Raw genomic sequence first — 25957 nt, 5'->3', positions numbered from 1 at the left:
CACGAAAGTGACTACCATGATGCGTGAATGCATCATTTCGGCGGGCGGGTAGGGTACCCGCATACACCTCGCTAACCTGGCCACATCCAAGCAGCTGCTGCCCGCTAATCAAGCTGGTGCTGGCGGGCATCCAGGGCATTCAGCCTCCCCGGACGGTCTAGCACAGGTCTCCCTGGTGAAGTCTCCATCGGTAACGACCTGTCGGCATTGATGCTGGGTGGCGACATCTATTACGCCCATGACTTCCATCAGTTGCTGCGCAACGCCATGGACCGCGATGAAGGTGCGAGCGTGCTCGCCTAGCAGGTCCACGACCTGAAGCGCTATGGCGTGGTCGAGTTCGATGATAAGGGCAAGGCGATCAGCCTGCAGGAAAAGCCGGCCAAGCCGAAGTCCAGCCATGCCGTGATCGGTTTGTAGTTCTACGACAACGAGACTGCCAAGGGCATCAAGCCGCCTCCAAAGGGCGAGCTGGAGATTATCGACCCGGACCGGGTGTAGCTGGAACAGAACCGGATATCGGTGGAGATCATGGGGCATGGGTATGCCTGGCTGAATACGGGGATGCATGACTCGCTGCTGGAGGCAAGCGGGTATATCGCTACCATTGAACGGCGGCAGGGGTTGAAGCTGGCTTGTCCGGAAGAGGTGGCCTACCGGCAGTGGTGGATTGGGGCGGAGCAGCTGTTGAAGCTGGTCGAGCCGATGGCCAAGAATGGGTACGGGCAGTATTTGAAGCGGTTGGTGGGGGATAGGGTCTACTAACATCGGTCCTATAGCGTATCTGACCGATTATGGAAATGAGTGGTGAAGAACGAACAGCACGCTCGTCTTCACCGTAGTCATTATGCTCGAACAGGCTGCTGCTGAGCAGTTTCAGATTTGACAGCCTTAGGCTTGGAACCCAGCAAAAGAGAGGAAAACTTATTCGCTAGTGTGATAGCAGGCAAGTCAATCTTCAGGTGGAAGAAGTGCGAAGCAGCAAAAGTCAAGATTAACGTCGTGCTCAATGTCATCAGCATGGAAGCAAAGCTCATGCCGAAATGCTTCGTGAAGAACTGAGCAGCTATAACAAGAATGAACGTGTGCAGCAGGTAAAGTGCGAATGAAACCTTGCCGAGCCACTTCATTGGCGCGCTATCTAGAACAGAAAATGTTCGCTGGGCGTTCAGCACGCTGAGCAGAATTATGAGTCCTCCGAACGCTGGCATGATCAACAACCAAGAAGGCTGGTAGCCTGTCAATTCGGATAGTGAATGGGTTAGGCTGCTGAGTATTGTGTAGGACGAGCTTAAGGTGTGGAAGCCAGCCAAGTAAAGCCCGAAGAGTAGCCCAATTAAGCAGCTCGCAGATCCCAATGCACTGGTTTTTTCCTCGTTGAATCGAAACGTAATCAACATGGAACCCATGAAGAAGAGGGATGTATACATCGCGGTTTTATTGGTTGATGCTGATAGCACCAAGAATGCCGCGATGCAGAAAAATCGATATACGAATGCGTTTCCGCCAAATAGTGCGAAGGCTGCGAATATAGCGAAGGATCCAACAAGCTCGATTTGGATGGTCCAAAGTACGTAGTTGTAGCGGCTGTCTCCTAGTGCCAGTGATCCATAAATAGCATCACGTATGGCATCGCCCCAGGTCGCGTTGAACAGATAGGGAGTCGAGAGCACTGGGGTCGGGCTTACATTGGGAGCCTCGTAAACTCCGAGCTTCATCAGAGCGCAGCCGATTAACACAGATACCGCTACGGGAACGCCCAGGCGGATATAGCGTTTCACTGATGCTTTTCGAATGGCATCAAGCACGTCGGCATGTTTAGATATGCTGTAAGTAAGTACCAGCCCGCTCAAGATGAAAAACATTGATACGGAAAATCCGCCACGGTAGAAAAATGAGAACGGGCTATCAAACCATTCTATACCGTCGAGGGGGCGACCCTTTGTGCGTTGTCCCAGATGCATGGCTGGGTAATACCAAAACAACGCATGGGAAAATATTACGATCACGGCGGCAATGCCACGAATCCCATCCAGCTTGGACAGACTCATTTTCTGAAGTCCGCTTGTCATTTTCTTGTTTCAATCCTGTGGTTATGCTGTGCTGGCGATTGGCTTGAACGCTTTAAAGCGCTGTATTTTTGTCATGTTTCTAATGGCTTATCACCGTCTACTAGCTCGGATGAAGTGCTGAAGCTGGTGTATGGTAAGCGAGCAAGATATTTGGGCGATATTTGTAATACATCCTGCGCCATTTTTTTCTTGATTGTACGGCGAGAAAACTGCTGGACGAAATCGACTCGTGATGTTTTTTGAATCTTCAGGCGCTGTAATGCCAGGATAGCCGCATCAATATCGCATGGAGGGAATAATTCCGCATTCTTGATCCGTTTTTGCGCAAATCGACCAGCGTAACCCGACAAACCTCCCCAAATTGGCTTGTCAGTGGCAGCGTATTCGAAAAGTTTGGAAGGTAAAACGCGTCGGAATGCTTTCAGGTTGTTGAGATGTAGAAAAAGAACATCCGCATGCTGATAAACACGAAGCAGTTGGTCCCGTTTCATAGGCGGCGATATGCGTACGTTCTCGACTTGCCCGCGCTCAAGAGCTCTTTTCAATGTCTCTAGTGCCCCACCAGCACCTATCAAGTGAAAGTCGACTTTACCTGCCAGACGTTTGGCCAGCGCCGGAATAATTTGATGGAGTCCTTGCCCAGTTCCAATGTTGCCTGCATAGACAACCTGCAATCGTTCAGACCGCTTTTGGGGAGCTGGCAGCTGAATCGTATCTGCATGTTCGATAAACAGGTCATCTACACCGTTGGTATAGAGTGTAAACTCCCTGCCAGGATAGCGAGTGGTAAAGTAAGGCAAGAAGCCTGGAGAAATCAGGTTTACTCTCGTAGCCTGATTGATTGTCCATCGCTCTATTTTAGAAAAGACGGATGCAGCTATCTGCCCCCAGCGCGATGGCAAAAGCTCACGTAAGGTGTCGACAAGAATGTCACGAATATCGAGATAGAGCCCGCAGCCATTGCGCTTTGCGATTAACGCACCTAGAGATGCAGTCATCAATCTCGAAGAAGTAGCGAAAACGAGATCATATTTTTTTTTGCGAGTGATCTTTAGGGCGTTGAAGGCAAAACTGGCAAATGCTTGCGCTTGATCTCTTATGCCACTTCGATGCGCAGGTACATCGATTCGCCTGATTGTCAGATTTGGCAAGCACTCGATACTCACCGCATTAGCGGTGAAGGAGTGGTAACGGTTCGGTTGTGTAGTAACAACCTCAATTTCAACGTGATCGCCAAGCTCCGCACGAAGCGCATTGACAAGCGCTTCGGCGCGAAACGAACCTGCAGAAAGGTCCGGAGGATAGTAGAAGCTCAGTAACAGGATCCGTGTGGTCATGTTCTTGCCTGCGGAAAGAGCGACCCCGGAGAAAGAATCCGTTGATATAATTCAATTAGCCGCGATTCCTGATCCTCCCAGTTTAACGACCCCGCAGCCGAGCGAGCATTTTTTGCATAGGCCTCTCGCAAGCTGGCATCAGAAACCAAAACATTGAGAGCATGCGAGAGGCTTAAAGGGTCATTAGCAGGAACGAGCACTCCAACATCATTTGGTCGGACGATGCGACGGATTTCTGGGAAGTCAGTGGCCACTACGGGCAGTCCGGCAATCAGATATTCAAACAGCTTATTCGAGTCTGTGGTGTAGTGGTTGAGGCAGGTATTCTCGATGGGTTGTACACCGATATCAGCAGAGGCCGTGTAGCTGGGAAGCTCTGCCAGTGGAACGGTGGGTATGATGCGTACTCGGTCTTGCAGCTCAAGTTCTCCAATGAGCTGATCCAGGCTATGAGCCAGACGTCCCCCGCCGATAAGCACAAAATAGGCGTATGGCACATTCGCCGCAGCATGAATTAGTTTCTCGAGGCCACGGCCTTGCTGCAAGCCGCCCTGATAAATAATAATTGGCCATGGCTCAGCAAGGCTAAGCTCTTCCCGAATCCTGTTTGTCGGGCCACAGTGTGTCAACCGTGGGCGGTTCTGCAGTACCGTAGGGCGTGCGACTTGGTACGCCCGAGCGAAATACTTGGCGCGAGCATCTGTGGTCGTGATGGTGCCAGCCGCCGTAGGCATAAGGCGTTTTTCAACCATGCCTACCAATCGGCGGAAGCTGTCGTAACCTTCACGGCTGGTACTGATCTCATGTGCGTCGTACACCAACTGTGCACGACTAATACGAGAGGCCAGCCAGGCAGTTGGCAGTGTATTAACATCATGCGAGTGCACTACATGTGCGCGATAGCGGACCATGTAGATGAGCAGAGCTGCGTGAGTCCAGGCTCGAGCAACAAGACGCAATAGCTGGCGCTTGATACCTAGTTTTCCAATCGGTCCTTGGCCGTTACTGGTCTGTGGGGCTGAAGCAGTCTTGCGCTTGCGCAATCGCCAAAATGGGCTCCGAGCCACACGGAAGACTTCAATTCCGCCATCCAGCCGCTCTTGTTGCCGCGTGACCCCGGGTGTGTGCAAGGCAAAAACTCGGACTTGATAGCCTGCGTATTGCAGTGTCTGTGCTTCCTTAAGCACTCGTGCATCATTAAGGAACTCATTCCAGACGATCATGGCGACTTTTTTCATTGAACGAACTCCTGACCGATTTCCAGGGAGCTTTCTGTCGCAGCAGCGGCGAGAATGTCGTCCAGCAACCTGAAGGCTGCTGGATAGTCCTTCCTAAGGAGAAATCTTTCAAAACTGTACATAAAGGCTGACAAAACTACATCGTTGGCAGCAACATTTTCCAAACTAGAGCGGTGAGTGCGCGCAGCTTCAATCGCTTGGTAAAGGCGCTCTTTTTCGCCAACAGGCCAGTTGCATCCAGCCGCCTCAATACGCCAACTGCTCCAATGACTAAGTTGATAATGATGGGAGGCAGAGATCAGAAGGGCCTCTGACGTGATATCCAATGACACAATCTGTCGCGGTAGGTGGCTGAGTTTCTCAATAATCAACTCGAAAGCATTGAGCAGGCGCTCGACTTTATCTGCTTCCTCTGGGGTGGAACACACAAATCGCAGGGGCTCAATGAGACCCTTGTCTAAACGCTGTTCTAAGTATGGGCGGGTGCGGCTGAAACGCAAAAGTAACTCACTGGCCGGCTCGCAGCGGAGAAGTTGTTCATTGATCGCTACGACGCCATCACCAATCTGACGGCGGATCAATTTCTTGTGGCCATCCAAGCGGAAAAGATGGCAATCAATTCCGTGTAATAGGTGATGTCCGAGCCATTCAATCGACGGCAAATGTGGCTGGTGCTCAAGTAGAAGTCGTTCTTGTTCAGCTAGAGTGGCAATGTTGTTGCCGAAAAGCTTGGCAAGGTATTGTTTGGGGGTGTCGTTATCTAACACGGTAATGTGGAATGCGTAGACATCTACAGCATCAATTTGATGCCAACCGATATGCAGCCCTGTACTGGTGTCGATGCCCGCTTGGTCCAGTAGTGACCTTACCCAGGTTTCGCGGCTGGATGGGCTAAGTAGCCTCTCTAGTTCTTGGTTCGTTTGCCGTTGTTCCAGTAAGGGTTGGGACTGGAAAAACATCGCATTGATTTGGCGATGCTGTATACGCAAACTTACAACATCTTGTACCATGCTGGTCAAACGCTGCAAAGCTTGGCGCATGACCAAAACTGCAATGACTGCGTGAAAGATGCGTTGGTGTGGAAAGTACAGAAAATCGGCAACTAGGCAAAAAAAGCTGAGTAAAAATCCTGTGGCCGAAAGGGTATTAAGAATATTGCTGTGATTTTGTTGAAATTGAGTTTTAGCCCTTGGGCTGCGGTTGTACGCAGCTATGCACAACGACGTAGCAAGCGCCGTATAGCCAAGTACAACGACTAGTAGTTTGGGGTAAATGGCCAGGAGGACAAGCGCGCTAATAGTGAAGAAGAGCGCCGCTGCCATGGCGCGCGTAAATCGGGAATATGCATAAGCTGCAATTTTTTCCTGATTTTCAAACATGTTCAGTTTGGCGCTGCGAATTAATAGAGTTTTCGCACCCTTTCGGCAGCAATAAGCGATAAGGATTTCGCTGAGTAAGTAAAGGATGTAGCATGCTGCCGCCGCCACGCTGAGTGATATAATTAAATGGTTCTTCTTGAACGCTTGGAGTGCGCTGGGGAAGTAGTTGGGTATCTTTTCCGAGCCTAATAGAATAATAACCTTCAATGGCAGGAAAAAGGCGAGCAACAAGAAAATTTGACTCGCCAGGGTTGTGACCTGCACGGTAAAAGTCGTGAAGGGCACAACCCGCAGGAGCTTGGTGCCTATCGACAGGCACCAGCCCAGCGTCGATTTTATATGATGCTGAAGCTTCATCTGGGGATGATTCTTTCAATAATGTGAATCGACGCTGGTTGGATCATTTTTCTTGCCAGTAAATAGTTGCGACTGTTGCAACGTTCTCTTCGCCCGTCACAGTTGTGTAAATGCCACCGATAACTGGCAGGTCCTTCTTGTAGTACTGGACCTTAAACTGGCTGCTGTCGTTGCTGATAACTTTACGAGTGAAACCTGCATTTTGCAGTTGCATGTAGACGTCATTCTCAGCCAGCTTGTCAGCAGTGGCGTAGCTGTATTCATGCATGCTCAGTTTTCCTGCGCTGTTGGGCTTGGCGTAGGACTTCATGTGCTCTGCATTCAGCTGCAAAATCGAGCCATCGGCAAGATTCAGCTCAGCTTTGGACTGTGCAGGCTGTACTGTCTCTGCTGCTTGAGTATCGACTTTGGACTCGCTAGATTTCTGGTCGCAGCCGGAAATGGCAAGAGCAAGCAGGGAGAGTAGAGCAGCGGTTTTGATTTTCATGTTCCGATTATTCCTTTGTATCAACTCATGATTCGTGCAAGAAGTTGCTTGGCAACTGTTTTGTAGTAAGTGCTGTCGTAATGATAGGGCGTGAACACCCACTTATGATCACCACCTGCGACCAGCCCCGCTTCCAAGCCGCCGATTTGTTCAACAGCCGTGGACGAGTCTTCAAGTGTGGCGAGCATTGGGTCAATGACCGAGTTGTTTAACTCAATCAAGCGCTCAAACTCACCTCCCTTGAAGCTTTGAACTGCATTTTCAGTTTTGTAGTTTTCAGCCCAAGTTGCTTTGTGAACAAAAATGTTTGGGCAGATAGAGGCAACTCGGTCCAGGAATGCGGGTAGCGCCCACTCACGAAGTTGCTGGACCTCCGCACTCCAAGGTCGCTTGATTTCATGCTCGATGCCTTTGCGTTCTAGTGCTTTCAGCAATGGGCCACTGGCAGACATGAGGGAGTTCTGGTGCTGCACTATGCCGATGCGCTCGTCAATGAAATCAATCATGACGATATCCGGCCTGGACTGTTCTAGCAGTTGCCAGTGAGACTTCATCTTGTCCAGTTGCGAGCACGAGCCCTCAAAAGAGGATGCATCAATTGCAACTCTGGGATCGGTACACGGTGGGGCCATCCAAGAAATAACAGAAGTTCGTGCCATATAGAAGCAAACTTCAAAATTGGCCAGCGCGCCTTTTTGGAAATCAAACAAATCTCGTGTGGCCGGTGACCCAAGAATTGCAACGCGAATCTTGTCTTTGAGCGGGCCTGCAGGATTAGGTCGTACTGCAGTACGCTCCAGTCTTGCTTTTCTAGCCATCAATGCATCGAGACTCGCATTGGGCTGCTCGGTACCCTTATTAAGCTCAACTTTGATTTGGTTGCGCACGTTACCGAGTTTTTCCAGGTACTTGTGCGGCATTCCAATAGGTGATTGCTTCAGGAGTGCCGAAAGGAAATCAAGGCGTTGTTGACTTAGGCCGAACGTACGCAGCTGAGATTCCTTCAACCCGGTTGTTTTGCTTGTGTCCCCCAAAATTCTTGCGCGCGCACCGAAGAAATAGGAATCGCTCAATGGATGCTTGGTGTACGTATAAAGTGGATGCTTGGATTTCAGCAGAATATGTTTTGCTTTGACTTCCTGCCTTTTTAGCGTTTCGACCACCATGTGATGAGCATACTGAGTAATGCTTCGGGTCTTGGTGCCACGAGTCTTGTCGACCAGTGTCAATGCAAGGGCCAGCGTGTCGTATGTTACCGCTCGATAGCAGTCATCGGATGGAAGAAACTCAAGGCCATTGTGGAGCGAGATCAGCAGCATGTCTTCAGCATGCTCTTTCGAGCGCGCGTGTTGTTGGATTGTGGCTATTACATCTTGATGGATGCAGTCATCGTCATCAATTCTTGACGTGAGTACGATGTCCTCACGCGTTTCAGCCAGAAGTTTGGACACTTCTTTATTGGTCAGGGAATAGTCACTGACCTTTAATGTCTTGGCATTCAGGCCTGACGAGGTGATTGCCGCCTCAAGACGCGCCTGGTGCAAAACCGGGAGAGCTTCGTCAATGAAGATCGTCCACTCAAAGTCTCTGTTGCGCTGGTTGGCGAGGGACGGGAAGACCGTATTGGTGAAAATTTCCAGCCGATACGACAACCACAGCTCATCCTTGATTCCGATGCCAAAGTTGGTGAAAACGTAATGTTTCAAAGACTTGCTCATATCTACTTCAAACGTCTCGGAATGTGTTCAGTTCAAGGGTTGCCATCTTCTTCCAGTCGCTCTGCCCGCGCACACGTTGTGCGGCTTGGCGCGACAGGGTGGAGAACAGCGCTTGATCCAGATAGATGCGTTCAAGAGCCTCGGCCAGTTGTACGGCGCTTTCCGGTTCGACGACAAAACCACTTTCCTTGTCCACGAATTCCGGAATTGCTGCCACAGCAGTTGTGACAGGAACGAGGCCGGAGGCCATGGCTTCGTCTCGCGATACGCCTTGGGTATCCATACGGCTTGGGCACAGGAACACCCCGTGCTCCTTGTGCAGCGTGGCGATTTCCCCATGGTTGAGGAAGCCGCGCTCAATGTGCACGTTTGAGTAAGCACGCAGCGGTGCAAGCGTCTCTTCAAACAATGGCCCGTCGCCTACAAGGCGGAAGCTCATATCCTCGAACCATGGTTTTTCTGCCAAAAGCTCAATGGCCTTGACGGTCAAGTCGTTGGCATACGTCCGCGAAGTGTACGGGCGGATAGATAATACCTTCTTCCGCTGTTCCGGTGCTTTCTGAACGAAACTGAAATTTTCTGTATTAATTGGGTTGTGGATAATTTCGTACTGACCTTCCGGCAGGCGGAAACCAAGGTCTTCCATGACTTCTTCTGCAAAGTAGCGCGAAACGAAGACCAGCTTCAGATTCTTGTGCATCGGCTGCAAGATTTCGCGCCAGAAACTCATGCGCTTGTCACTGGCCAGCTTGCCCAGGTGCAGTTGTTCGTCGGTGCTGAAATTGTATTCGCGACGCCACCACGGCTGGATTTCAGCGCCATGGACCCACACAGTGATCTGGGTGGTGTTCAGATACGGGCGAAGCACATTCCACATATTCTCGTCCAGGAAATGAACGAGAATCGACTTGTAGCGATTCTTTTCGAGCATTTTCGCCAAGGTAGAGCGGCAACCCGTTACCACGTCGATGTTCTGGAACTCGTGGTAGCTGACTGTCTCGTTGTCGCGCAGGCGGAAAACATCTACCTCGACGCCTTGCTGCTGATAGGCAGACACTCGGCTATGCACAAACTTGTTGCGATACAGGTCTGCGTAAGCCGGGTAGTGATTAGTCAGCAGGAGGTGTTCGCCGCGCCCCATCATTTCCGAAGGCTGTAGATTGCGATGACCCAGTACCAAGGCTTTAAGGTCGGTGCTACCGGCGGCATAGGCGCGTAGACCGAAGCGGATGTAAGCAGTTTCTGGCGGTACATCGGCGGTCTGGTTGCGGTTGGCATACTGCATGACGTGGCTGATTCGCTGCTTGTCGGCATCGAGGAACAACACGACCAGTTGCAGGTTCAGGCCCGGGGTGCAGTCGAGGAACAGTTTCAGTTTGCCGTTTTCGCAACCGAGCTCTTCCAGGCTGGACTCCTGCTTCGCGTAAATGTACTCGTGTTTGCCGTCTGCGAGCTTGGAGTAGACGCGCCAGTTATCGCCGTCAACCGAGAGATCGAGGAACTTGTTACGAGCAACGCCGAATATGTCGGCCAGGCCGCGGCCAGTGATCTCAGGTGCGTCATGGCTAACTTCCAATGGCGCAATAGACTGCGCGCGAGCCTGCAACTGCTCGATAGTCATGCCCAGGTTCAGTTCGAGATCGTTGACCTTGGTGCTGACGATTGCTTGGTGTGCAGCGCCGTTTTCGCAATAGTTGAACGGATCGATGGCGACGCCTTGAGCGTGGGTGTACTGCAATGAAGGCAGGTTCTTCAGCCAGCTCAGCAACGGTTGAGCGGCAACAATTTCAGTTGCAACCAGCGCTCGGCGAGCAGCCAGCTGCTGAGCCGGGCGGTACGCCTGTTCGTTCGACAGCAGTTCGATATTCTGGCCTTTGCAGGTGAAGTGCGCTGCCTTGCCGATAAGCTGTGCACTGCTGTAACGAGTTGCCAGTGCCAAATCGAGCAGATAGTTCGGGCCATAGTAGTCGCCAGGCGTGAAGGCGGCGACCCAAGGCGTATTACCAACCAGTTCACCCAGCGAGGTTTTTTTCAACTGGGCTGGCTTGAGCACCAGAATGCGCGGGTCGTCACTGACGATGCTGCTCTGGTAGGCGTCGCTGATGATGACCATGCGCACCTGGGAGTAGGTCTGGCGGTCCAGGTGGGCACGCAGCATGTCGAATTGCTGGCGGTCTTGCGCTTCGGCGATGACCACGATCTCTGGCAGGCGCTGGGCCTTGGCGGTACCGGTCACCTTGCTCATCACGTATTCGAGGCGCTGGGTGTAGGTGTGCTCCTGCATCACTTTACGCAGGGCAGCCAACCGCAATTTGTCGGTGTTCAGCGGATCCTCGGCCAGCAGTTGCAGGCGACGCAGCATTTCTTCGCCGTTGTCGGTAGTTACCACCAGATCGCCGAACAGCAAACGTACACCGCGGGAGAAGTTGCTCACCGTCAGGGTGTTGCAGCCCAGCAGCTCGAAGACACGACGGGCAAACATCGATTGCGACTGCTTGATTGAGTTCAGGTTGATCGCGTAGCGGTAGCCCTTGTAAGCCGTGTCGATTTTCTCGAAGGGCAGGGTACCGACGATGTACGGCTGGTATTCCTCGGGGAACTGATAGTTGACGTCGTTCTTGCCGAAGTTGCGGTCGAAGATTTCCAGCGGGCGGAACTTTGGCAGTTCGCAGACGAAGTTGCCCAGGTCGCGGGTACGCTCCGGGTAGCGGGCGTAATAGGCGCCGGCAAAGCAGAAGGCGTCTTTGCGCTCGTACAGTTCGATCGGGTTGTGCAGCGCTGGCTGGCAGGCGAACGGCAGCAGGTAGACGCGCTCGTGACCGAGTGCACCTTTATAGCGGTGAATGCAGTCGATGTCGGTGGTGAACACGTGGTCGAACTGTTTGGCAGTGGTCAGGAAGGTCTCGAAGTGAACCGGGTCTTCCTTGTTCCAGAACACGGTCGGAACCTTGTTCTGACGACACCAGGCCAGAATGTCCTGCAGTTCCTGACCGTTGTGGCCAACTTTGCTGCCCCACAGGTCATCTTTGCCGCGCCAGGCGGATTCGATGAACAGCAGTTCCGGGCCGAAACCCTCGATCTCGGCTTTCCAGTTGGCGGGCGTCAATGGCATCAGGTCGCATTCGTAGCGATAGGAGCCGAAAGTGAATTCGTCCATCACACACGCCACTTTCAGGCGGCTGACGGGCTGATCGGCCTGGCGCAGCAGGGTAGTGCGGGCTTGCTCGCTAGTTGGCAAGGCCGCAGGTAGCTTCAGGTAATTTTCGTCCTGTACGACAGGTGCTGGGGGGAGTAGTGCCTTCAGCGGCTCGTTGGAAAGCAGCTTTTGCTCATTCTGCTGACGCTGTTGGTTGGCCTTGCGGTACAGGCGCAACAGGCGCACCGGCAGCTTCACCAAGCCACCCAAGGAACTGGCGCTGTTCTTGATCTGATAGCCCAACTGGTAAGTCATACTGGCGCGGGTCTTGACCAAGCGCTGTTCGGCCAGGTGACGCTGAGTATTGGCGCGTTCCAGATTCGCGTTCAACTCATCAATCTTGCGCTGTTGAGCCGCGCTGCGCTCAAGTAACTGATTGAGGTTGGCCTTCAGATGGGGAATCTGTTCGCCAGTCACCGTGCGGTACTTCATGTTGGCAGCACCCAAACCAGCCTTGGACGAGTTGAGCTCGTTCTCCAGCTGCAGGCGCAGTGCTTGCCATTGGTCATTGGTGGCAGCAAGGCTCGCCTCTGCCGCTTGGCGGCTGGCACTCTCAAGTGCCAGTTGTTCTTCAAGGGCCTCTTTGGCCTGATTCAGAGCCGCGATGGCATCTGCTTGCCCGGCACTTGTTTCTTCCGCCTGAGCGTTGGCCGCAGTCAGAGCCTGGATTTGTTCCTCGAGGCCACCGCGATGTTCGACCAGCGAATTGATGGTGTTGACCTGTGCGGCGTGTTCGCGCTCGCTACGTGCATGGGCCTCTCCCATGTCTTGCAACTGGCCTTCCAGTTCGGATTGGCGGTTCTGCAGGGCAGCAATGGTGTCGGTCTGTGCTGCGTGGTTCTGCAGGCTCTGGGTCTGCAGTTCGTGCATGGCCTGCCGATGGTCGTTCAACTCGACTTCGAGTTCAGCTTGCCGTGTTTTCAACAGAGCGATGATTTCAGCCTGAGCGGCGTTAGCCCGCTGGCTTTGAGCCTGCAATTCCTTCATATACTCCAATTCGCTTTCCATTTCGGCTTCGAGTTCAGCCTGGCGCGTGCGCAGCGCCGCGTTGATGTTGGTCTGGTCGTCAATCATTTGCTGGCTTTGGGCCAGCAAGCTGCTCGATTGCCGTGCTTGGCTTTCCAGTTCAGCCTCAAGCTCTGCCTGACGTCCATGGAGGGCAGTAATATTTTCGACATGGGTGTCGTTGGTTTTCTCTGCTTGCACGTGCGCGTCGGTAAGCCTCTGCAGTTGGCTCTCCAGTGCATGGTGCTGAGCTTGGAGCGCGGCAAGGCTGTCTGTCTCTTTCGACGCCAGCTCTTGGGCAGCGGCTCGCTGCTTGGCAGTTTCACGCAATTGTTCTTCGATCGAGAGATATTGCTGTTGCAACGACTCCAGCTCGCTCTCTCGTTTGCCGAGCGCCGAACTCAACTGGTCGACGCGGCCTGTCAGCGCATCATTGTTTTGCTGAGCTTTTTCCAAATCTGCTTGCGCCGTCTGTAGCCGCTCTTCAAGCGTCAGCTGCTGACCTACAGCCAGTCGCAGGTCTTCGTTCAGCTCTGCATTGCGTTGAGCTTGGTTGCCCAGTTCCAGATTCGCAGCGTCCAACTCATCTTGGGTCTGATGATTCTGGGCCTGCAGTTGGCTAAGTCGATGCTCGGTTTCGGCCAGGCTTTGCTGGCGGGCTTTTTCGAGTGCTGCGAACTGCTGTTCAAGTTGTGCGTACTGCTCGGAGGCAGTCAGGCACTTCTGGTTGGCCTCACCCAGCTGAGATTTCAAAGCGTCGAGTTCGCCACTGAGCTCTTGGACATTGCGAACACTTGCGTCGAGGGACTCTTTCGTCGACTGCTCAAGCGTTACAAACTCTGCCTGACGCTGCTTGATCTGGAGCGCAAGTGCTTCTGCCTTCTGCGCTTCAGGTTTCAGTAACGCGATCTGCTCAGTGGCAGCGCGGTACTTCTTGTTAGCTTCATCCAGGCGCTGGCGAATTTCTTCAAGCTCCTGGACGCGTTGAGCCTTGGCCTCAAGAACTTCGCGATTCGCCTTCTGCAGGTTCGCAATATCCGCATCGCGTGTCTGCAACTGCTTGGAAAGCGCTTCAGCCTTCTGTGCCTCAGGTTTGAGCTGGGCAATCTGCTCGGTAGCAGTGCGATACTTCTTGTTCGCTTCATCCAGCCGTTTGCCAATGGCACCGAGGTTTCCACGCAAAGTACGCTCAATCGACTCAAACGCCTTTTCCAGCTCCCGCACACGCTCAACCGTCAGCGAGTCAATGGTCCCCGGCTTATGCGCCTCGCTCTTGACGGCCACAATCCCCAGCCACTTGCCCAGCATCTTCACTTCGACGATCTGCAAGTACTCGGCCAGCAGCCGGAACGGTTCCATCAGGTAGAACGTGTGCTTGTGGTCAATAAAATCGTTGACCCCGAACGGTACGGTGATCACCAGCCGGCCGCCCTGCTTGAGCAGTTCGTTGGCCTTTTCCACGAACAGCTCCGGGCGTACCAGGTGTTCGAGCACTTCGCTGATGACAACGGTGTCCGGTTCAACCTCGAGCGTGTCCAGCGCGAGGAAGTCAGAATTGATGTACGTGACGTTTTGCTGGATATGGGCCGGTTCGGCAGCCAGGTAACCCTTGGCTTCTTCGATGGCCTGCGGGCTGGTGTCCACACCCGTGACCTGGCAGCCTTCACGTGCCAGCAGCAGGGGCACGATACCCTGCGAGCAGCCGACATCCAGGATCCGGCGCCCTTTGACCTGGGCGCAGATCCAGTGGATGCGGGACTGGGTTTCCCGCATGAACTGGTCCCCAAGCTTGCCGTAATAGGCTTCCATCACGCGGTCATGAATATCGGCCAAAGGTGAAGGCAGCTCTGTGTTCACGGTAGGTTTCTCAAGCGTGGGGTTGTTCATGCGGTTGGGTCCATCAGGCCTGGGTAACGCCAGCGGCGTCGATCACAAAGGCCGCGTCGCGTACGTTGAAGGTGCCGCGGAACTCGCGGTGCTTCACCAGCAGCACGTGGATGTCGGCGCTGTCCTGGGCGTAGTCGAAGTCCACGTGCTCGTGGCGCGCCAGGCGCTGCGGCAGGGCTTCGATGTTCGGCTCGACCAGTTGCAGGGTGGCTTCCAGCTCATTGCCCAGGCGCTCGGCAATGCTAAGGGCCGGGCTTTCGCGCAGGTCGTCGATGTCGGCCTTGAAGGCCAGGCCGTAGCAGGCGATTTTCACTTGCTGGGCCGACTTGCCCGGGTTCTTGATCAGGAAGTTGGCCAGGGCCATCTTGACCTTGTCGATCACCCACTCAGGCTTGCTGTCGTTGACCACACGGGCGGTGCGGATCAGGCGCGCCTGCTCTGGGGTCTGGCTGACGATGAACCATGGGTCCACGGCGATGCAGTGGCCACCTACGCCTGGGCCAGGCTGCAGGATGTTCACGCGTGGGTGGTGGTTGGCCAGGCGGATCAGCTCCCATACGTCGATGTTCAGCTTGTCGCAGATGATCGACAGTTCGTTGGCGAAGGCAATGTTCACGTCGCGGAAGCTGTTTTCGGTCAGCTTGCACATTTCGGCAGTGCGGGCGTTGGTGATGATGCACTCGCCTTCAACGAAGGTGCGGTACAGGCGCACGGCCGCTTCGGAGCACTTCTTGGTCATGCCGCCGATGATGCGGTCGTTTTCCACCAGCTCGCGCAGCACGTGGCCTGGCAGTACGCGCTCAGGGCAGTGGGCGATGCGGATGTCGGAGTCTTCACCGTGGGTTTGCGGGAAGCTCAGGTCTGGGCGGGCTTGTGCCAGCCAGTAGGCCATCTGCTCGGTGGCACCGACAGGGGAGGTGGATTCCAGAATGACCAGGTCACCCTTTTTCAGCACGGGTGCGATGGCCTTGCTGGCGGACTCGATGTAGCTCAGGTCCGGCTGGTGGTCGTCCATGAATGGGGTCGGCACGGCGATCAGGAAGGCGTCGGCGGCTTCCGGTACGGTGGAGGCACGCAGGAAACCTTCGGTTACGGCAGCGTGTACCACCATGTCCAGCTCAGGCTCGACAATATGGATTTCGCCACGGTTGATGGTGTCGACCGCGTGCTGGTTTACATCAATACCGATGACTTGCTTTTTGCGGGCGGCAAAAACGGCAGCGGTTGGCAGGCCGATATAGCCCAGGCCTACGACGGAAATTTTATTGAAGCTCATGCTGCGTCCTTGGAGTTGGAGAATGCGGAGAGTGCGTCGAGGATTCGCGCGCACGCTTTTCCATCGCCGTAGGGGTTGTGGGCGACGCTCATCTCGCGGTAGGTCGCGTCATCGGTGAGCAGTTTTGCCAGGTTTTCGGTGATCGATTCGACGTCGGTGCCGACCAGCTTGACGGTACCGGCAGCCACGGCTTCCGGGCGCTCGGTGGTGTCACGCATGACCAGTACCGGCTTGCCCAGTGCAGGGGCTTCTTCCTGGATGCCGCCGGAGTCGGTCAGGATCAGGTACGAGCGGGTCATCAGGTAAACGAACGGCAGGTAGTCCAGCGGTTCGATCAGGTGGATGTTGTTGACGTCGGCCAGCAGCCGGTTCACCGGTTCGCGCACGTTCGGGTTGAGGTGCACCGGGTAGACGATATCCACGTCAGGGAATTGACGCGCGGTTTGCACCAGCGCCTGGCAGATACGCTCGAAGCCGCCACCGAAGTTTTCGCGGCGGTGGCCGGTCACCAGCACCATGCGGCGCTCCGGGTTCAGGAAGCTGAACTGGGCTTCGAACTGGTTTTTCAGGGCCGGGCTTTCCAGCTTTTTGACGACCTCCAGCAGCGCATCGATCACCGTGTTGCCGGTGGTGTAGATGGTCGCGGCGTCGGTGCCTTCACGCAGCAGGTTGTCCTGCGAGGTGGAGGTCGGCGCGAAGTGCAGGGCAGCCAGGGCGCCGGTCAGGCGGCGGTTGCCTTCTTCCGGCCATGGCGAGTACAGGTTGCCGGTGCGCAGGCCTGCTTCCACGTGGGCGATCGGAATCTGCTGGTAGTAGGCGGCCAGGCTGGTGGCCAGGGTTGTTGCGGTGTCGCCGTGCACCAGCACCACGTCGGGTTTGAACTCAGCCAGCACTGGCTTCAGGCCCTGAAGGATGGCTGTGGTCACATCGGTCAGGTCCTGCCCAGGCTTCATGATGTTCAAGTCGTAGTCGGGCTTGATCTCGAACAGCTCAAGCACCTGATCCAGCATCTGGCGGTGCTGGCCAGTAACACAGACACGCGACTCGAAACGGTCGTCCTGGGCAAGGTTGAGGGCCAGCGGTGCCATTTTGATGGCTTCTGGGCGGGTGCCAAATACGATGAGGGTCTTGAGGGACACGGCGACGGTCTTCTATGAGTGTAGTGAAGGCGGTTGGAACGGGTGCTACGGGCGAGGATCTCGGGTGTAACTCAGGTCGGCCGGGGGTGGCCTGCTAGCGCGGCACGATGGAAATCGGGCAAGGCCAGTGGGGGAGGTGAAAAAAAATTCATTCGGCTCGGATCCTTCAAGCGAAGCGGTTGTCCTAAGGCCGAGAATTTATCATTTTGTCATCAATATGGCATCCCATCTGGCACGTATTTTTCCCCTGATCGTAGGAAATTGCCTAAATATATCGATGGGTTGGATCCTATTTTTGTATAAACAATCAATAAAAACGATTGTTTGATGTTATTCAGGCATCATGCCAACAAAATCAATATCACCAAGGTATGCGACGAACGGGTGGAGGCCTTGTCCTGCAAGGCTTGTAGGAAAAACAACAGCGGTTGGTCTGAATGAAAGCCAGCTTAAACGGGAATTTACCTGGCGGCGATTTGCTATCGCCTTTTTTTCATGAAGTTAACTGGAAATATGGCGGAACGCCATCATTTTTGGGTGGTCGAAGTTGGTTTTTTTAATGTTTGATCTGGTTACGTTTGAACAGGCCAAGTGCCTGTTGGGATAACCGCAGAACCGCTAGGGTTGATTGCGCAGCCGAAGGAAAACAGCTGCTGGAAAATGACCAACCCAAGGAGTGTTCATCAATGCGTAATAACGTTCTGTCGTACCTGCTGCTGCCGCTGTTCGCCAGCCTGTCGTTCTCCCTAAGCGCGGCACCGGCCAGCGCCACGGCGGTGCTCGAGCCGGTACCGGTAGTGGCCCAGGCGCCTGCGCAGGCGGCGCCGCGGCTGGACCTGAACAAGGCGGATGCGCTGACTTTGCAGAAGGAACTCAACGGGATAGGCAAGGCCAAGGCCGAGGCGATCGTCGCCTACCGCGAGGCCAATGGGCCGTTTGCTTCGGTGGATGAACTGCTGGAGATCAAGGGGATTGGTAACGCGTTGCTGGAGCGTAACCGGGACAAGGTGATGGTGGACTAAGAGGGGGGAGGGCTAGGGCATTTTTTGCCCTGGCCCTGGTAACTAAAGTTTGACGATTTAATGGTTTGGCGCTTTAACTTGTTGAAAATCAACGGGTCGCATTTTTATTGTCTTGCTATGCGTTAGCATGCTAACTAATTGGTAGCTTTGTATCCGAGCTTGGTGGGGCGGGGTCGTTTTGCAGCCTTATCCTGTTCGCCGGAGTATTTGCAGCGCCTGTGGGTCTTTGTTGCGCCACTGACTGGCACCTGGGCACCAAGGTGCCGTTTTCCATGGCTGTGCGAAGTGACCAGCACCTCAGGCACCGGTATAGTCGCGCCGGACTCAATATCCATGAGCATAGGACGCTTACCGCTGATGTCGCAGAACCATAAGTTTGTACTCTGTATCCTGGTGATCGCCACTGGCGTGGTCTGCACGGCAGTGTTCGCATCAGGCACGCTGGCGATAGGCTTGGCCATTTTCATTAGCGGTCTGGTATGGATCCTTCGTCCGCTGGTAATGCCCGCTGGCTACGGCGTCAACAAAATTCGCATGGCCTGCCTGCTTGGCGCAGTCGCCCTGACTGCAGCGTGGGGGGGATGGGCGACCAAGCTGGGTGCCGCTGTCGTTTCGCTAGTGGCTTCGCACCAGCCCGCCTGGCTACCGGAAGGGGTCAAAAACCTTGACCTTGATGTGACCACGCCGGCGTCATTGCTGGTTTTCTATTACCTGGTGGTACTGACGGTATTCTTCTTTACCCGTGACAAGACCATCGCAGGTAATGATTCGTCGCCGCTGAAAGACGACTTCCCAGAGGAAAATTTCGACAAGAAGCTGAAAGCTTTTTGCTCGATTTTGCGCAACGACCTCGTCACGCTCGACCGCCAAAGCAACTGGAACCCTGAATATTATGCGGAGCTGGAAGCAGAGGTTGAGGTGCTTTCCAGCCACGGGGTTGCAACACGCAAAAAGGTGCTGGACCTACAGGATGCGATCAAGGTCGACAAACGGCTGCAGTCATTCTTGCTGCTGGGTGTGCCAGGTGCAGGCAAAAGCGTCGCGCTGCGCAAACTTGCCTTGGACATGATGGATGAGGTCAGCGCCACCAAACGCATCCCTATCTATATCAACCTGCGGGAGTGGGTGCCAAAACGCGTCGATGACAACGAGCGGGTCGCCTTCGATTTCCGTGATCTGAAAGCCTTCGTGTTGAGTAGAATCACCAAAGACGACGACTTCCTCGAAGGGTTTGTGACCGAGTACTTCGAACGCTTGTGGCATGCCGGCAAGTTCTTCTTCATTTTCGACTCTTTCGACGAGATTTCCGAATTGCTCGACACGGGCCAGGATGAAGAGGTGGTAGACGCTTTGTCGCGGGTGATTTCCAGGTTCATATCGGACCACCCGGCGTCAAAGGGAATTTTGGCTTCGCGCGTGTTTCGCCGACCCACGCAGTCATTCCTGGCGCAAAAAGTCCTGGAAATTCGCCCGCTGTCCGAGGCCAGTGTCCTGCATGGCTTGTCGCGTTTTGCCAGCTTCACGCGGGACAAAGGCGTGAAGCTGTTCAGTGAGCGTCGCGACCTTGTGCCGTTGGTGCGCAACCCGTTCATGATGGCGTTGCTTGGTGACTGGGTCAAAGACAATGCTGGGCTGCCGGACAATCAAGCGCAAATTTATGAGGGGTACATTTTAAAGCGGCTCAAGCGACGCGAACAGCGCCTTGAGGAGGCGGGTGTGTCAATCGCCGAATTCATGAGCCTGGCCACCGAAATCGCCTGGTTCGTGTTTTCTACGTCCTCCTACGGGCTTGAAGCACCCGTAAAAGATATCAGCAGCCATTTCGCATCGGAAAAGATCGACGTCATCATCAGTACCTTGCGCGGCATTCGAATCGCGCGGGTGACGACGGGCGATGAGCAGTCCTTCGCATTCGTTCACCGGCGTTTTCTTGAGTATTTTGTAACCCGACGATTGCTGGTAAACCCTGGGGAAGCGCCGATTTCGGATATTCCTACAGACTCCAGGGGGCGTGACGCGCTGGTGCTGTATGCACAAATCTGTGAGCCTGAGGAAGCTGAGCGAATCGCCAAGTTGTGCTGGGACGAGATCAAAACCAGCTTCGATGTGGAAACCCAACGGATGCGTGCAATCCACTGCTTGCGGTTCCTGGTTGACGCCTTTTGTTCCAGGCGTGCGGCTGTACAGTCGTTTGAGGCTGAACTTCATGCGTTTGTCGGTGAGCATGTCGAGAGCGGTGACAATCTGATTCTGGCCAAGATCTGCCTCGAAGCGACTGGCTTGCTGCCTGAGGCGAAAACAGTGCCCATGCTCTCGCTGGCGCTCACAGGCGGCAATGAATGGTTGCAGGAGACGGCCTTCAGGGCGTGTCGACACTTGCCACGGGTGGAAGCAGCTTTGGAGCAGGTGATCGTAACGTATTTGCTCGCAATTCCTGACCTTAGGTTCTGGCGCGAGCGCAAAGGGATTCTACTGGGCCTGTCTTTATCGGAAGCGCTCAAGGGGGTGCATGCGATTGCCCGCCTCAGGGTCAGAAACCTGCAGGTGTCACTCATGGCTGCCATTGCGTTGCTTTTCATTTCACCCCTGATTTTTGCACTTTCATTGCTGAACGCGTTGGGTATCAGTGCGGCAGGTCAAGCTCCTTCATTCGCAGAACTGAAAGCGGTCATGCATGGCTCGGCGACACCAGACATGAAAATGATAACTCGTACTACGGCCAGGTCAGTATTTCGGTCCGTATACTGGACGGGTTTACCCTTTTATATGCGCAATATGATGTTCGCCGTATTTATGGCTTTAGCTGTTTTGTACATAGTAGGTTTTATGCCATCGACCAGTCCTGCGACGGGGTGTCTGTATAGTGGGTGCGATGGCTATCCGGCGGTGTACTGGGCAGCTTGCGTGATCTGTGCGGTCTTGGTGCTTGATTGCCTCTTTGTCAGCAATGCCCTCCGCTCGCTGTTCAAGGCTGTTGTCAGTCGGGATTTTTGGCTGATGTTACTGATCATTGGTGCGATTTTAGGTGTGTTCGGTGGCTTGGTAGCATTCGTCATCTACTTGTTGGCCGCCTATGAAACTTATGTTGTTGGCACCATCGCTGTGGTTGTCGCGTTAGTCGGTTTGTTTCAGATGTATCATTTCGGTAAAGAGGTGCGGAGGATGTTCACTGACCGCCGGACCGTAGCCAGCCAGGTATTCGCAGGGAAGGTCATACGTGCTGAGATCGCCCGAGTCATGGGGGAACTGCTCACAGATTACGGTCGTTTGCGGTATGTACGACGCCTTGAGGTAGACCGCGTGGGCGTAACCGGAGAATGGCCTGCTGATTTCAAATTGTCAGTCGGCCTGGGAGAGCCGATCACAGCCTTGGCGCGCCTCGAAGAACGGTGGTTGGGCTTGGATCGCTGAGCCGTGCTTTGACTGTTATCGGTCACCATTTTTCATGGCGCTGAAATTTGGCGCCTGATCACCGGCTCCCCACCGTGGAGCCGGGGCGTTTTGACCCGTGGACCGATCAGGCCAAAGTTTTACCGATCCTGCGCATCCTTGGCATCGGCCTCGGCATTGCGCTCATGCACCTTGCGCAGCTGCTCATCGGTCAGGGGCAGTTTTTTTGCCGTGTCGCGCAGCATCATCAGCCCACCGACGATGGAGCCGAGGGCTATTATGAGGGTCAGCCAGGCATACCAGGGCATTGTCGTTCTCCTTGCGTGGGGTAATGGGCAACGCTTGTACGAATTTTGAGCAATTGCCCGTTCCAATGGTTCAATTATAGGAGCCAGGCCGTGCCGGGCCAATTCCGTGACCCGCGGGCCCCAAAGCCTGCGTTACTTCGTTTACAATGCGCGCCGTTTTCGACTTGCCAAGAGACCCTGCCCATGTCCGCCTGCCAGACGCCCCTGATCGTCGCCCTGGATTTCCCTACCCGTGAGGCCGCCCTGAAGCTGGCTGACCAGCTTGACCCTGCGCTGTGCCGGGTAAAGGTTGGCAAGGAGCTGTTTACCAGCAGCGCTTCGGGCATTGTCGAAACCCTGTGCGACAAGGGCTTCGAAGTGTTCCTGGACCTGAAGTTCCACGACATTCCCAACACCACCGCCATGGCGGTAAAGGCCGCTGCCGAGATGGGGGTGTGGATGGTCAACGTGCATTGCTCCGGTGGCCTGCGCATGATGGCCGCCTGCCGTGAAGAGCTGGCCAAGCGCAGCGGCCCGCAGCCGTTGCTGATTGGCGTGACCGTGCTGACCAGCATGGAGCGTGAAGACCTGGCTGGCATTGGCCTGGATGTCGACCCGCAGGAGCAGGTGCTGCGCTTGGCGGCTTTGGCACAGAAGGCAGGGATGGACGGTTTGGTGTGTTCGGCACTGGAGGCCCCGGCGCTGAAGGCGGCGCACCCGTCACTGCAACTGGTGACCCCAGGTATTCGCCCGGCGGGCAGCGCGCAGGATGACCAGCGCCGTATCCTCACCCCGCGCCAGGCACTGGATGCCGGGTCGGACTACCTGGTGATTGGCCGGCCAATCAGCCAGGCTGCGGACCCGGCGCAGGCGCTGGCTGCGGTGGTGGCGGAGATTCGTGGGTAAGTAGCCCGCGTTGACGAAAAAGGCCAGTACGTGAGTGCTGGCCTTTTTTGTTTCTGTGTCTTGCATGAGCTCTTCATAATACAAGGCTGCTTCTACAGGCCCTCTACCTGGCTTGTGGGCGATGCGGTCCAGGTGGGAGCGGGCGAGCCCGCGAAGCAGGCGCTGCGGTGGATGGCACGGGCTTCGCCCGTGTTCGCGGGCTCGCCCGCTCCCACAGGGGAGGGGCGCTGGCCGTCAGTGACGCTTGTTCTTGGCAATCTCGATGTCGTTCATCAGCGCCTTGGCCATGGCCAGCAGGTAATCGGCCGAGCCCAGAAACTTGTGGTCGTCTTCCATGTCGCCTTCGCGGACCAGGTGCTTGCAGTAGCCCAGCAGGACCGAGACGTGCTCGTAGGCATCATCGATCGGGACGCCGGGTTGGACGCGCAGCAGGTCCAGGGTGGGGTTGCCGGCTTCGAGGAAGGTTTCGATCCCTGCAGTGAAGATGGGGGAGTGGTTGTTGTCTTTCATGGCACTAGCTCCTGATAAGTGGAACTGCCACGCGAATCTTTCTCACGGACCAGGGCGGCAGTCGTACACGGGGTGAGAAACCGAGGGAGCTACAAAGCTCGGCCAGACCGAAGTCTGCCCGCGTACGACTGCCATGACAGGCAAGCCAGCTAACTCGCAACAGGTTCTCACACCCGGTCACCACCACGGCGACCTGGTGAAGTTATCCCTGGGGCATTTCCCCGACAATTCAGCTGCTTCTGACCGCTGTGTAGGATAGTTCGCTTGCTGGGCCGAACTGAAGGGGTGGGGGCAAGGTTCAGGAAAGTCTGACGATTGTGGAGGGGCTAACAGGTGTGCGGCTCAAGTGCGGCAGTGTCTGTGAGATCGAGCGCCGCCCGCGCGGCGCTTCGCGGGGCAAGCCCGCTCCCACATTTGTTGCAACGTGGCCATCCCTGTGAGGCCATGGTTGTCAGCTTTGTTAGCATGACTGGCCTTCGATGTGGGCATTGATGCCGCCCCACCTGTCTCAAGACCTGCACCAAGTCAGGCAACCATGGCCTGGCAGGTTCGGCACGTTGCAACAAATGTGGGAGCGGGCTTGCCCCGCGAAGCGCCGCGCGGGCGGCGCTCGATTTCACCGGCGGTGCAAAGCCCAAGGCATGCGCCTAAACGCCCAAACGCAATCTGCAATCAAACCTTCAACACCAACTTGCCAAAATTCTCCCCACTGAACAGCTTCAGCAGTGTCTCAGGGAACGTCTCCAGCCCCTCCACCACATCCTCTTTACTCTTCACCTGCCCACTGCCCAGCCAGCCGGCAATCTCCAGCGCAGCCTTGCCATAATCCTTGGTGTAATCCATCACCACAAAGCCTTCCATGCGCGCCCGGTTCACCAGCAGCGACAGGTAATTAGCCGGGCCTTTCACCGCTTCCTTGTTGTTGTACTGGCTGATCGCGCCGCAAATCACGATGCGGGCCTTGAAGTTGATGCGGGTCAGCACGGCATCGAGGATGTCGCCGCCAACGTTGTCGAAGTACACGTCCACGCCTTTCGGGCATTCGCGCTTCAGGCCGGCCAGCACGTCTTCGGCCTTGTAGTCGATCACCCCGTCAAAGCCCAACTCGTCCAGCAGGTACTGGCACTTCTCGGCGCCACCGGCAATGCCGACTACGCGGCAACCTTTGACCTTGGCAATTTGCCCGACAATGCTGCCCACCGCACCGGCCGCGCCGGAGATGACCACAGTGTCGCCGGCCTTTGGCTGGCCAACGTCCAGCAGGGCGAAATAGGCGGTCATGCCGGTCATGCCCAGCGCCGACAGGTAGCGCGGCAGGGGCGCCAGGTTGGGGTCGATCTTGTGCAGGCCCTGTGCCTCGCCGGTGAAGTAATCCTGCACGCCAAGCGCGCCGCTTACGTGGTCGCCCGGTTTGAAGGCAGGGTTATTGGAGGCAACCACCTCGCCCACACCCAGCGCACGCATCACCTGGCCCAGGGCCACGGGCGGGATGTACGACTTGCCTTCGTTCATCCAGCCGCGCATGGCCGGGTCCAGCGACAAGTACAGGTTGCGCACCAGTACCTGGCCTTCGCCAGGTTGTTCGGCAGGCACGCTTTCGAAGGTGAAGTCGTCACGGCGCACGGCGCCGACCGGGCGTTTGGCGAGCAGGAAGCGGCGGTTGGTCTGGGTCATGGCGGGGTCCTTGTGGGCAGTGGAGGGAATCAGGCGTTCAATCTACCTTGTTGATGTAGGCAGGTGGTTAACATCACTGACAAGCATGGTAGCCCAACCGGTGGGGTGATGATGCTGCCCGGCCAAGCGGTGCCTGACTATGCTCTGAACCCCACCAGACCTTCACAGGAGCACGCGATGAGCATGACCTTTTCTGGCCAGGTAGCCCTGGTTACCGGCGCTGCCGCCGGCATTGGCCGGGCAACCGCCCTGGCCTTCGCCCGTGAGGGCCTGAAAGTGGTAGTGGCAGACCTGGACCCGGTCGGTGGCGAAGCTACCGTGGCGTTGATTCAGGCGGCGGGTGGCGAAGCGCTGTTCATCGCCTGTGACGTTACCCGCGACGCCGATGTGCGCCAGCTGCACGAGCGCCTGATCGCGGCTTATGGCCGGCTGGACTATGCCTACAACAACGCCGGCATCGAAATAGAGCAACACCGCCTGGCCGAAGGCAGCGAAGCCGAGTTCGATGCCATCATGGGCGTCAACGTGAAGGGTGTGTGGTTGTGCATGAAGTACCAACTGCCGTTGCTGCTGGCACAAGGCGGTGGGGCGATCGTGAATACTGCCTCGGTAGCGGGGCTGGGGGCGGCGCCGAAGATGAGTATCTACAGTGCCAGCAAGCACGCGGTGATTGGCCTGACCAAGTCGGCGGCCATCGAGTACGCGAAGAAGGGCATCCGCGTGAATGCCGTGTGCCCGGCGGTTATCGACACCGACATGTTCCGCCGGGCTTATGAGGCCGATCCCCGCAAGGCCGAGTTCGCCGCCGCCATGCACCCGGTCGGGCGTATTGGCAAGGTCGAGGAGATTGCCAGCGCGGTGCTGTACCTGTGCAGTGATGGTGCGGCGTTTACTACCGGGCATTGCCTGACGGTGGATGGTGGGGCTACGGCGATTTGAGGGGCATGAGCTGGGGTGTTTGCCTTTGCATCTTCAGCGCTTATGAGATCGAGCGCCGCCCGCGCGGCGCTTCGCGGGGCAAGCCCGCTCCCACATTTGTTGCAACGTGCCGAACCTGTCAGGCCATGGTTGCCAGCC

16 protein-coding genes and 1 pseudogene are annotated in these 25957 nt (G+C 55.6%); 5 read left to right on the top strand and 12 right to left on the bottom strand.

Features of this window, described 5'->3' with window-relative positions; genetic code table 11:
* The first annotated feature begins 61 nt into the window (after window positions 1-61).
* Window positions 62-765 (top strand): annotated as a pseudogene (locus ACIQUI_RS23055) (sugar phosphate nucleotidyltransferase).
* An 80-nt stretch (window positions 766-845) separates the two neighbouring features.
* Here ACIQUI_RS23055 and ACIQUI_RS23050 read toward each other — a convergent pair.
* The 9 genes from ACIQUI_RS23050 to wecB form a co-directional block, all read right to left on the bottom strand.
* On the bottom strand, window positions 846-2051 hold the full coding sequence (locus ACIQUI_RS23050; RefSeq protein ID WP_403202974.1) for an acyltransferase family protein: 1206 nt from the start codon (window positions 2049-2051) through the stop codon (window positions 846-848).
* Between the two features lie 92 nt (window positions 2052-2143).
* Window positions 2144-3409: a glycosyltransferase family 4 protein gene (locus ACIQUI_RS23045; RefSeq protein ID WP_403202972.1), complete on the bottom strand. Its 1266-nt coding sequence runs from the start codon at window positions 3407-3409 to the stop codon at window positions 2144-2146.
* Entirely contained in the window at window positions 3406-4647 is a 1242-nt protein-coding gene (locus ACIQUI_RS23040; protein WP_403202970.1) for a glycosyltransferase family 4 protein, read from the bottom strand. Before ACIQUI_RS23040 ends, ACIQUI_RS23045 begins: the two co-directional genes overlap by 4 nt.
* Window positions 4644-6383 carry a hypothetical protein gene (locus ACIQUI_RS23035; RefSeq protein WP_403202968.1) on the bottom strand — a complete coding sequence of 580 codons (1740 nt, stop codon included), beginning with the start codon at window positions 6381-6383 and terminating at the stop codon, window positions 4644-4646. The genes ACIQUI_RS23040 and ACIQUI_RS23035 overlap by 4 nt, the downstream gene beginning before the upstream one ends.
* Window positions 6384-6426: 43 nt before the next feature.
* Window positions 6427-6870: a hypothetical protein gene (locus ACIQUI_RS23030; protein ID WP_403202966.1), complete on the bottom strand. Its 444-nt coding sequence runs from the start codon at window positions 6868-6870 to the stop codon at window positions 6427-6429.
* A gap of 20 nt (window positions 6871-6890) precedes the next feature.
* Window positions 6891-8588, bottom strand: coding sequence for a DUF6270 domain-containing protein (locus tag ACIQUI_RS23025; protein WP_403202964.1), 1698 nt, complete (start codon window positions 8586-8588; stop codon window positions 6891-6893).
* 7 nt (window positions 8589-8595) lie between these two features.
* Window positions 8596-14676, bottom strand: a complete 6081-nt coding sequence (locus tag ACIQUI_RS23020; RefSeq protein ID WP_403202962.1) for a glycosyltransferase — start codon at window positions 14674-14676, stop codon at window positions 8596-8598.
* Between the two features lie 13 nt (window positions 14677-14689).
* Window positions 14690-15952: a UDP-N-acetyl-D-mannosamine dehydrogenase gene (gene wecC / locus ACIQUI_RS23015; protein WP_403202960.1), complete on the bottom strand. Its 1263-nt coding sequence runs from the start codon at window positions 15950-15952 to the stop codon at window positions 14690-14692.
* Window positions 15949-17091, bottom strand: a complete 1143-nt coding sequence (gene wecB / locus ACIQUI_RS23010) for a non-hydrolyzing UDP-N-acetylglucosamine 2-epimerase (RefSeq protein ID WP_403202958.1) — start codon at window positions 17089-17091, stop codon at window positions 15949-15951. The genes wecC and wecB overlap by 4 nt, the downstream gene beginning before the upstream one ends.
* 686 nt (window positions 17092-17777) lie before the next feature.
* Between wecB and ACIQUI_RS23005 the strand changes: the two genes are divergently transcribed.
* On the top strand, window positions 17778-18113 hold the full coding sequence (locus ACIQUI_RS23005) for a ComEA family DNA-binding protein (RefSeq protein WP_403202956.1): 336 nt from the start codon (window positions 17778-17780) through the stop codon (window positions 18111-18113).
* Between the two features lie 333 nt (window positions 18114-18446).
* Complete coding sequence (locus tag ACIQUI_RS23000) at window positions 18447-21524, top strand: NACHT domain-containing protein (protein WP_403202954.1); 3078 nt, start codon at window positions 18447-18449, stop codon at window positions 21522-21524.
* A gap of 119 nt (window positions 21525-21643) precedes the next feature.
* Here the strand turns inward: ACIQUI_RS23000 and ACIQUI_RS22995 are convergent, their stop codons facing one another.
* Complete coding sequence (locus ACIQUI_RS22995) at window positions 21644-21811, bottom strand: DUF2897 family protein (RefSeq protein ID WP_403202952.1); 168 nt, start codon at window positions 21809-21811, stop codon at window positions 21644-21646.
* A gap of 183 nt (window positions 21812-21994) precedes the next feature.
* On the opposite strand from ACIQUI_RS22995, the gene pyrF reads away from it, so the two are divergent.
* The gene (pyrF, locus tag ACIQUI_RS22990) at window positions 21995-22696 is read left to right on the top strand and encodes an orotidine-5'-phosphate decarboxylase (RefSeq protein WP_012271070.1); all 702 of its coding nucleotides are present in this window, start codon (window positions 21995-21997) and stop codon (window positions 22694-22696) included.
* Window positions 22697-22930: 234 nt separating this feature from the next.
* Here the strand turns inward: pyrF and ACIQUI_RS22985 are convergent, their stop codons facing one another.
* Together ACIQUI_RS22985 and ACIQUI_RS22980 are read right to left on the bottom strand one after the other, a co-directional pair.
* Window positions 22931-23206 carry a DUF3077 domain-containing protein gene (locus ACIQUI_RS22985; protein WP_403202949.1) on the bottom strand — a complete coding sequence of 92 codons (276 nt, stop codon included), beginning with the start codon at window positions 23204-23206 and terminating at the stop codon, window positions 22931-22933.
* Window positions 23207-23878: 672 nt separating this feature from the next.
* A complete protein-coding gene (locus tag ACIQUI_RS22980) occupies window positions 23879-24880 on the bottom strand; it encodes an NADP-dependent oxidoreductase (RefSeq protein ID WP_403202947.1) in 1002 nt (333 codons plus the stop codon).
* Between the two features lie 177 nt (window positions 24881-25057).
* On the opposite strand from ACIQUI_RS22980, the gene ACIQUI_RS22975 reads away from it, so the two are divergent.
* On the top strand, window positions 25058-25819 hold the full coding sequence (locus ACIQUI_RS22975; protein WP_403202945.1) for an SDR family oxidoreductase: 762 nt from the start codon (window positions 25058-25060) through the stop codon (window positions 25817-25819).
* Window positions 25820-25957 lie beyond the last annotated feature (138 nt).

It is taken from the genome of Pseudomonas sp. NPDC090592, assembly GCF_044769185.1.
GTDB lineage: Bacteria > Pseudomonadota > Gammaproteobacteria > Pseudomonadales > Pseudomonadaceae > Aquipseudomonas.
Note: the sequence above shows the minus strand (reverse complement) of the source record. Positions and strands in the feature narration are given on the sequence as shown.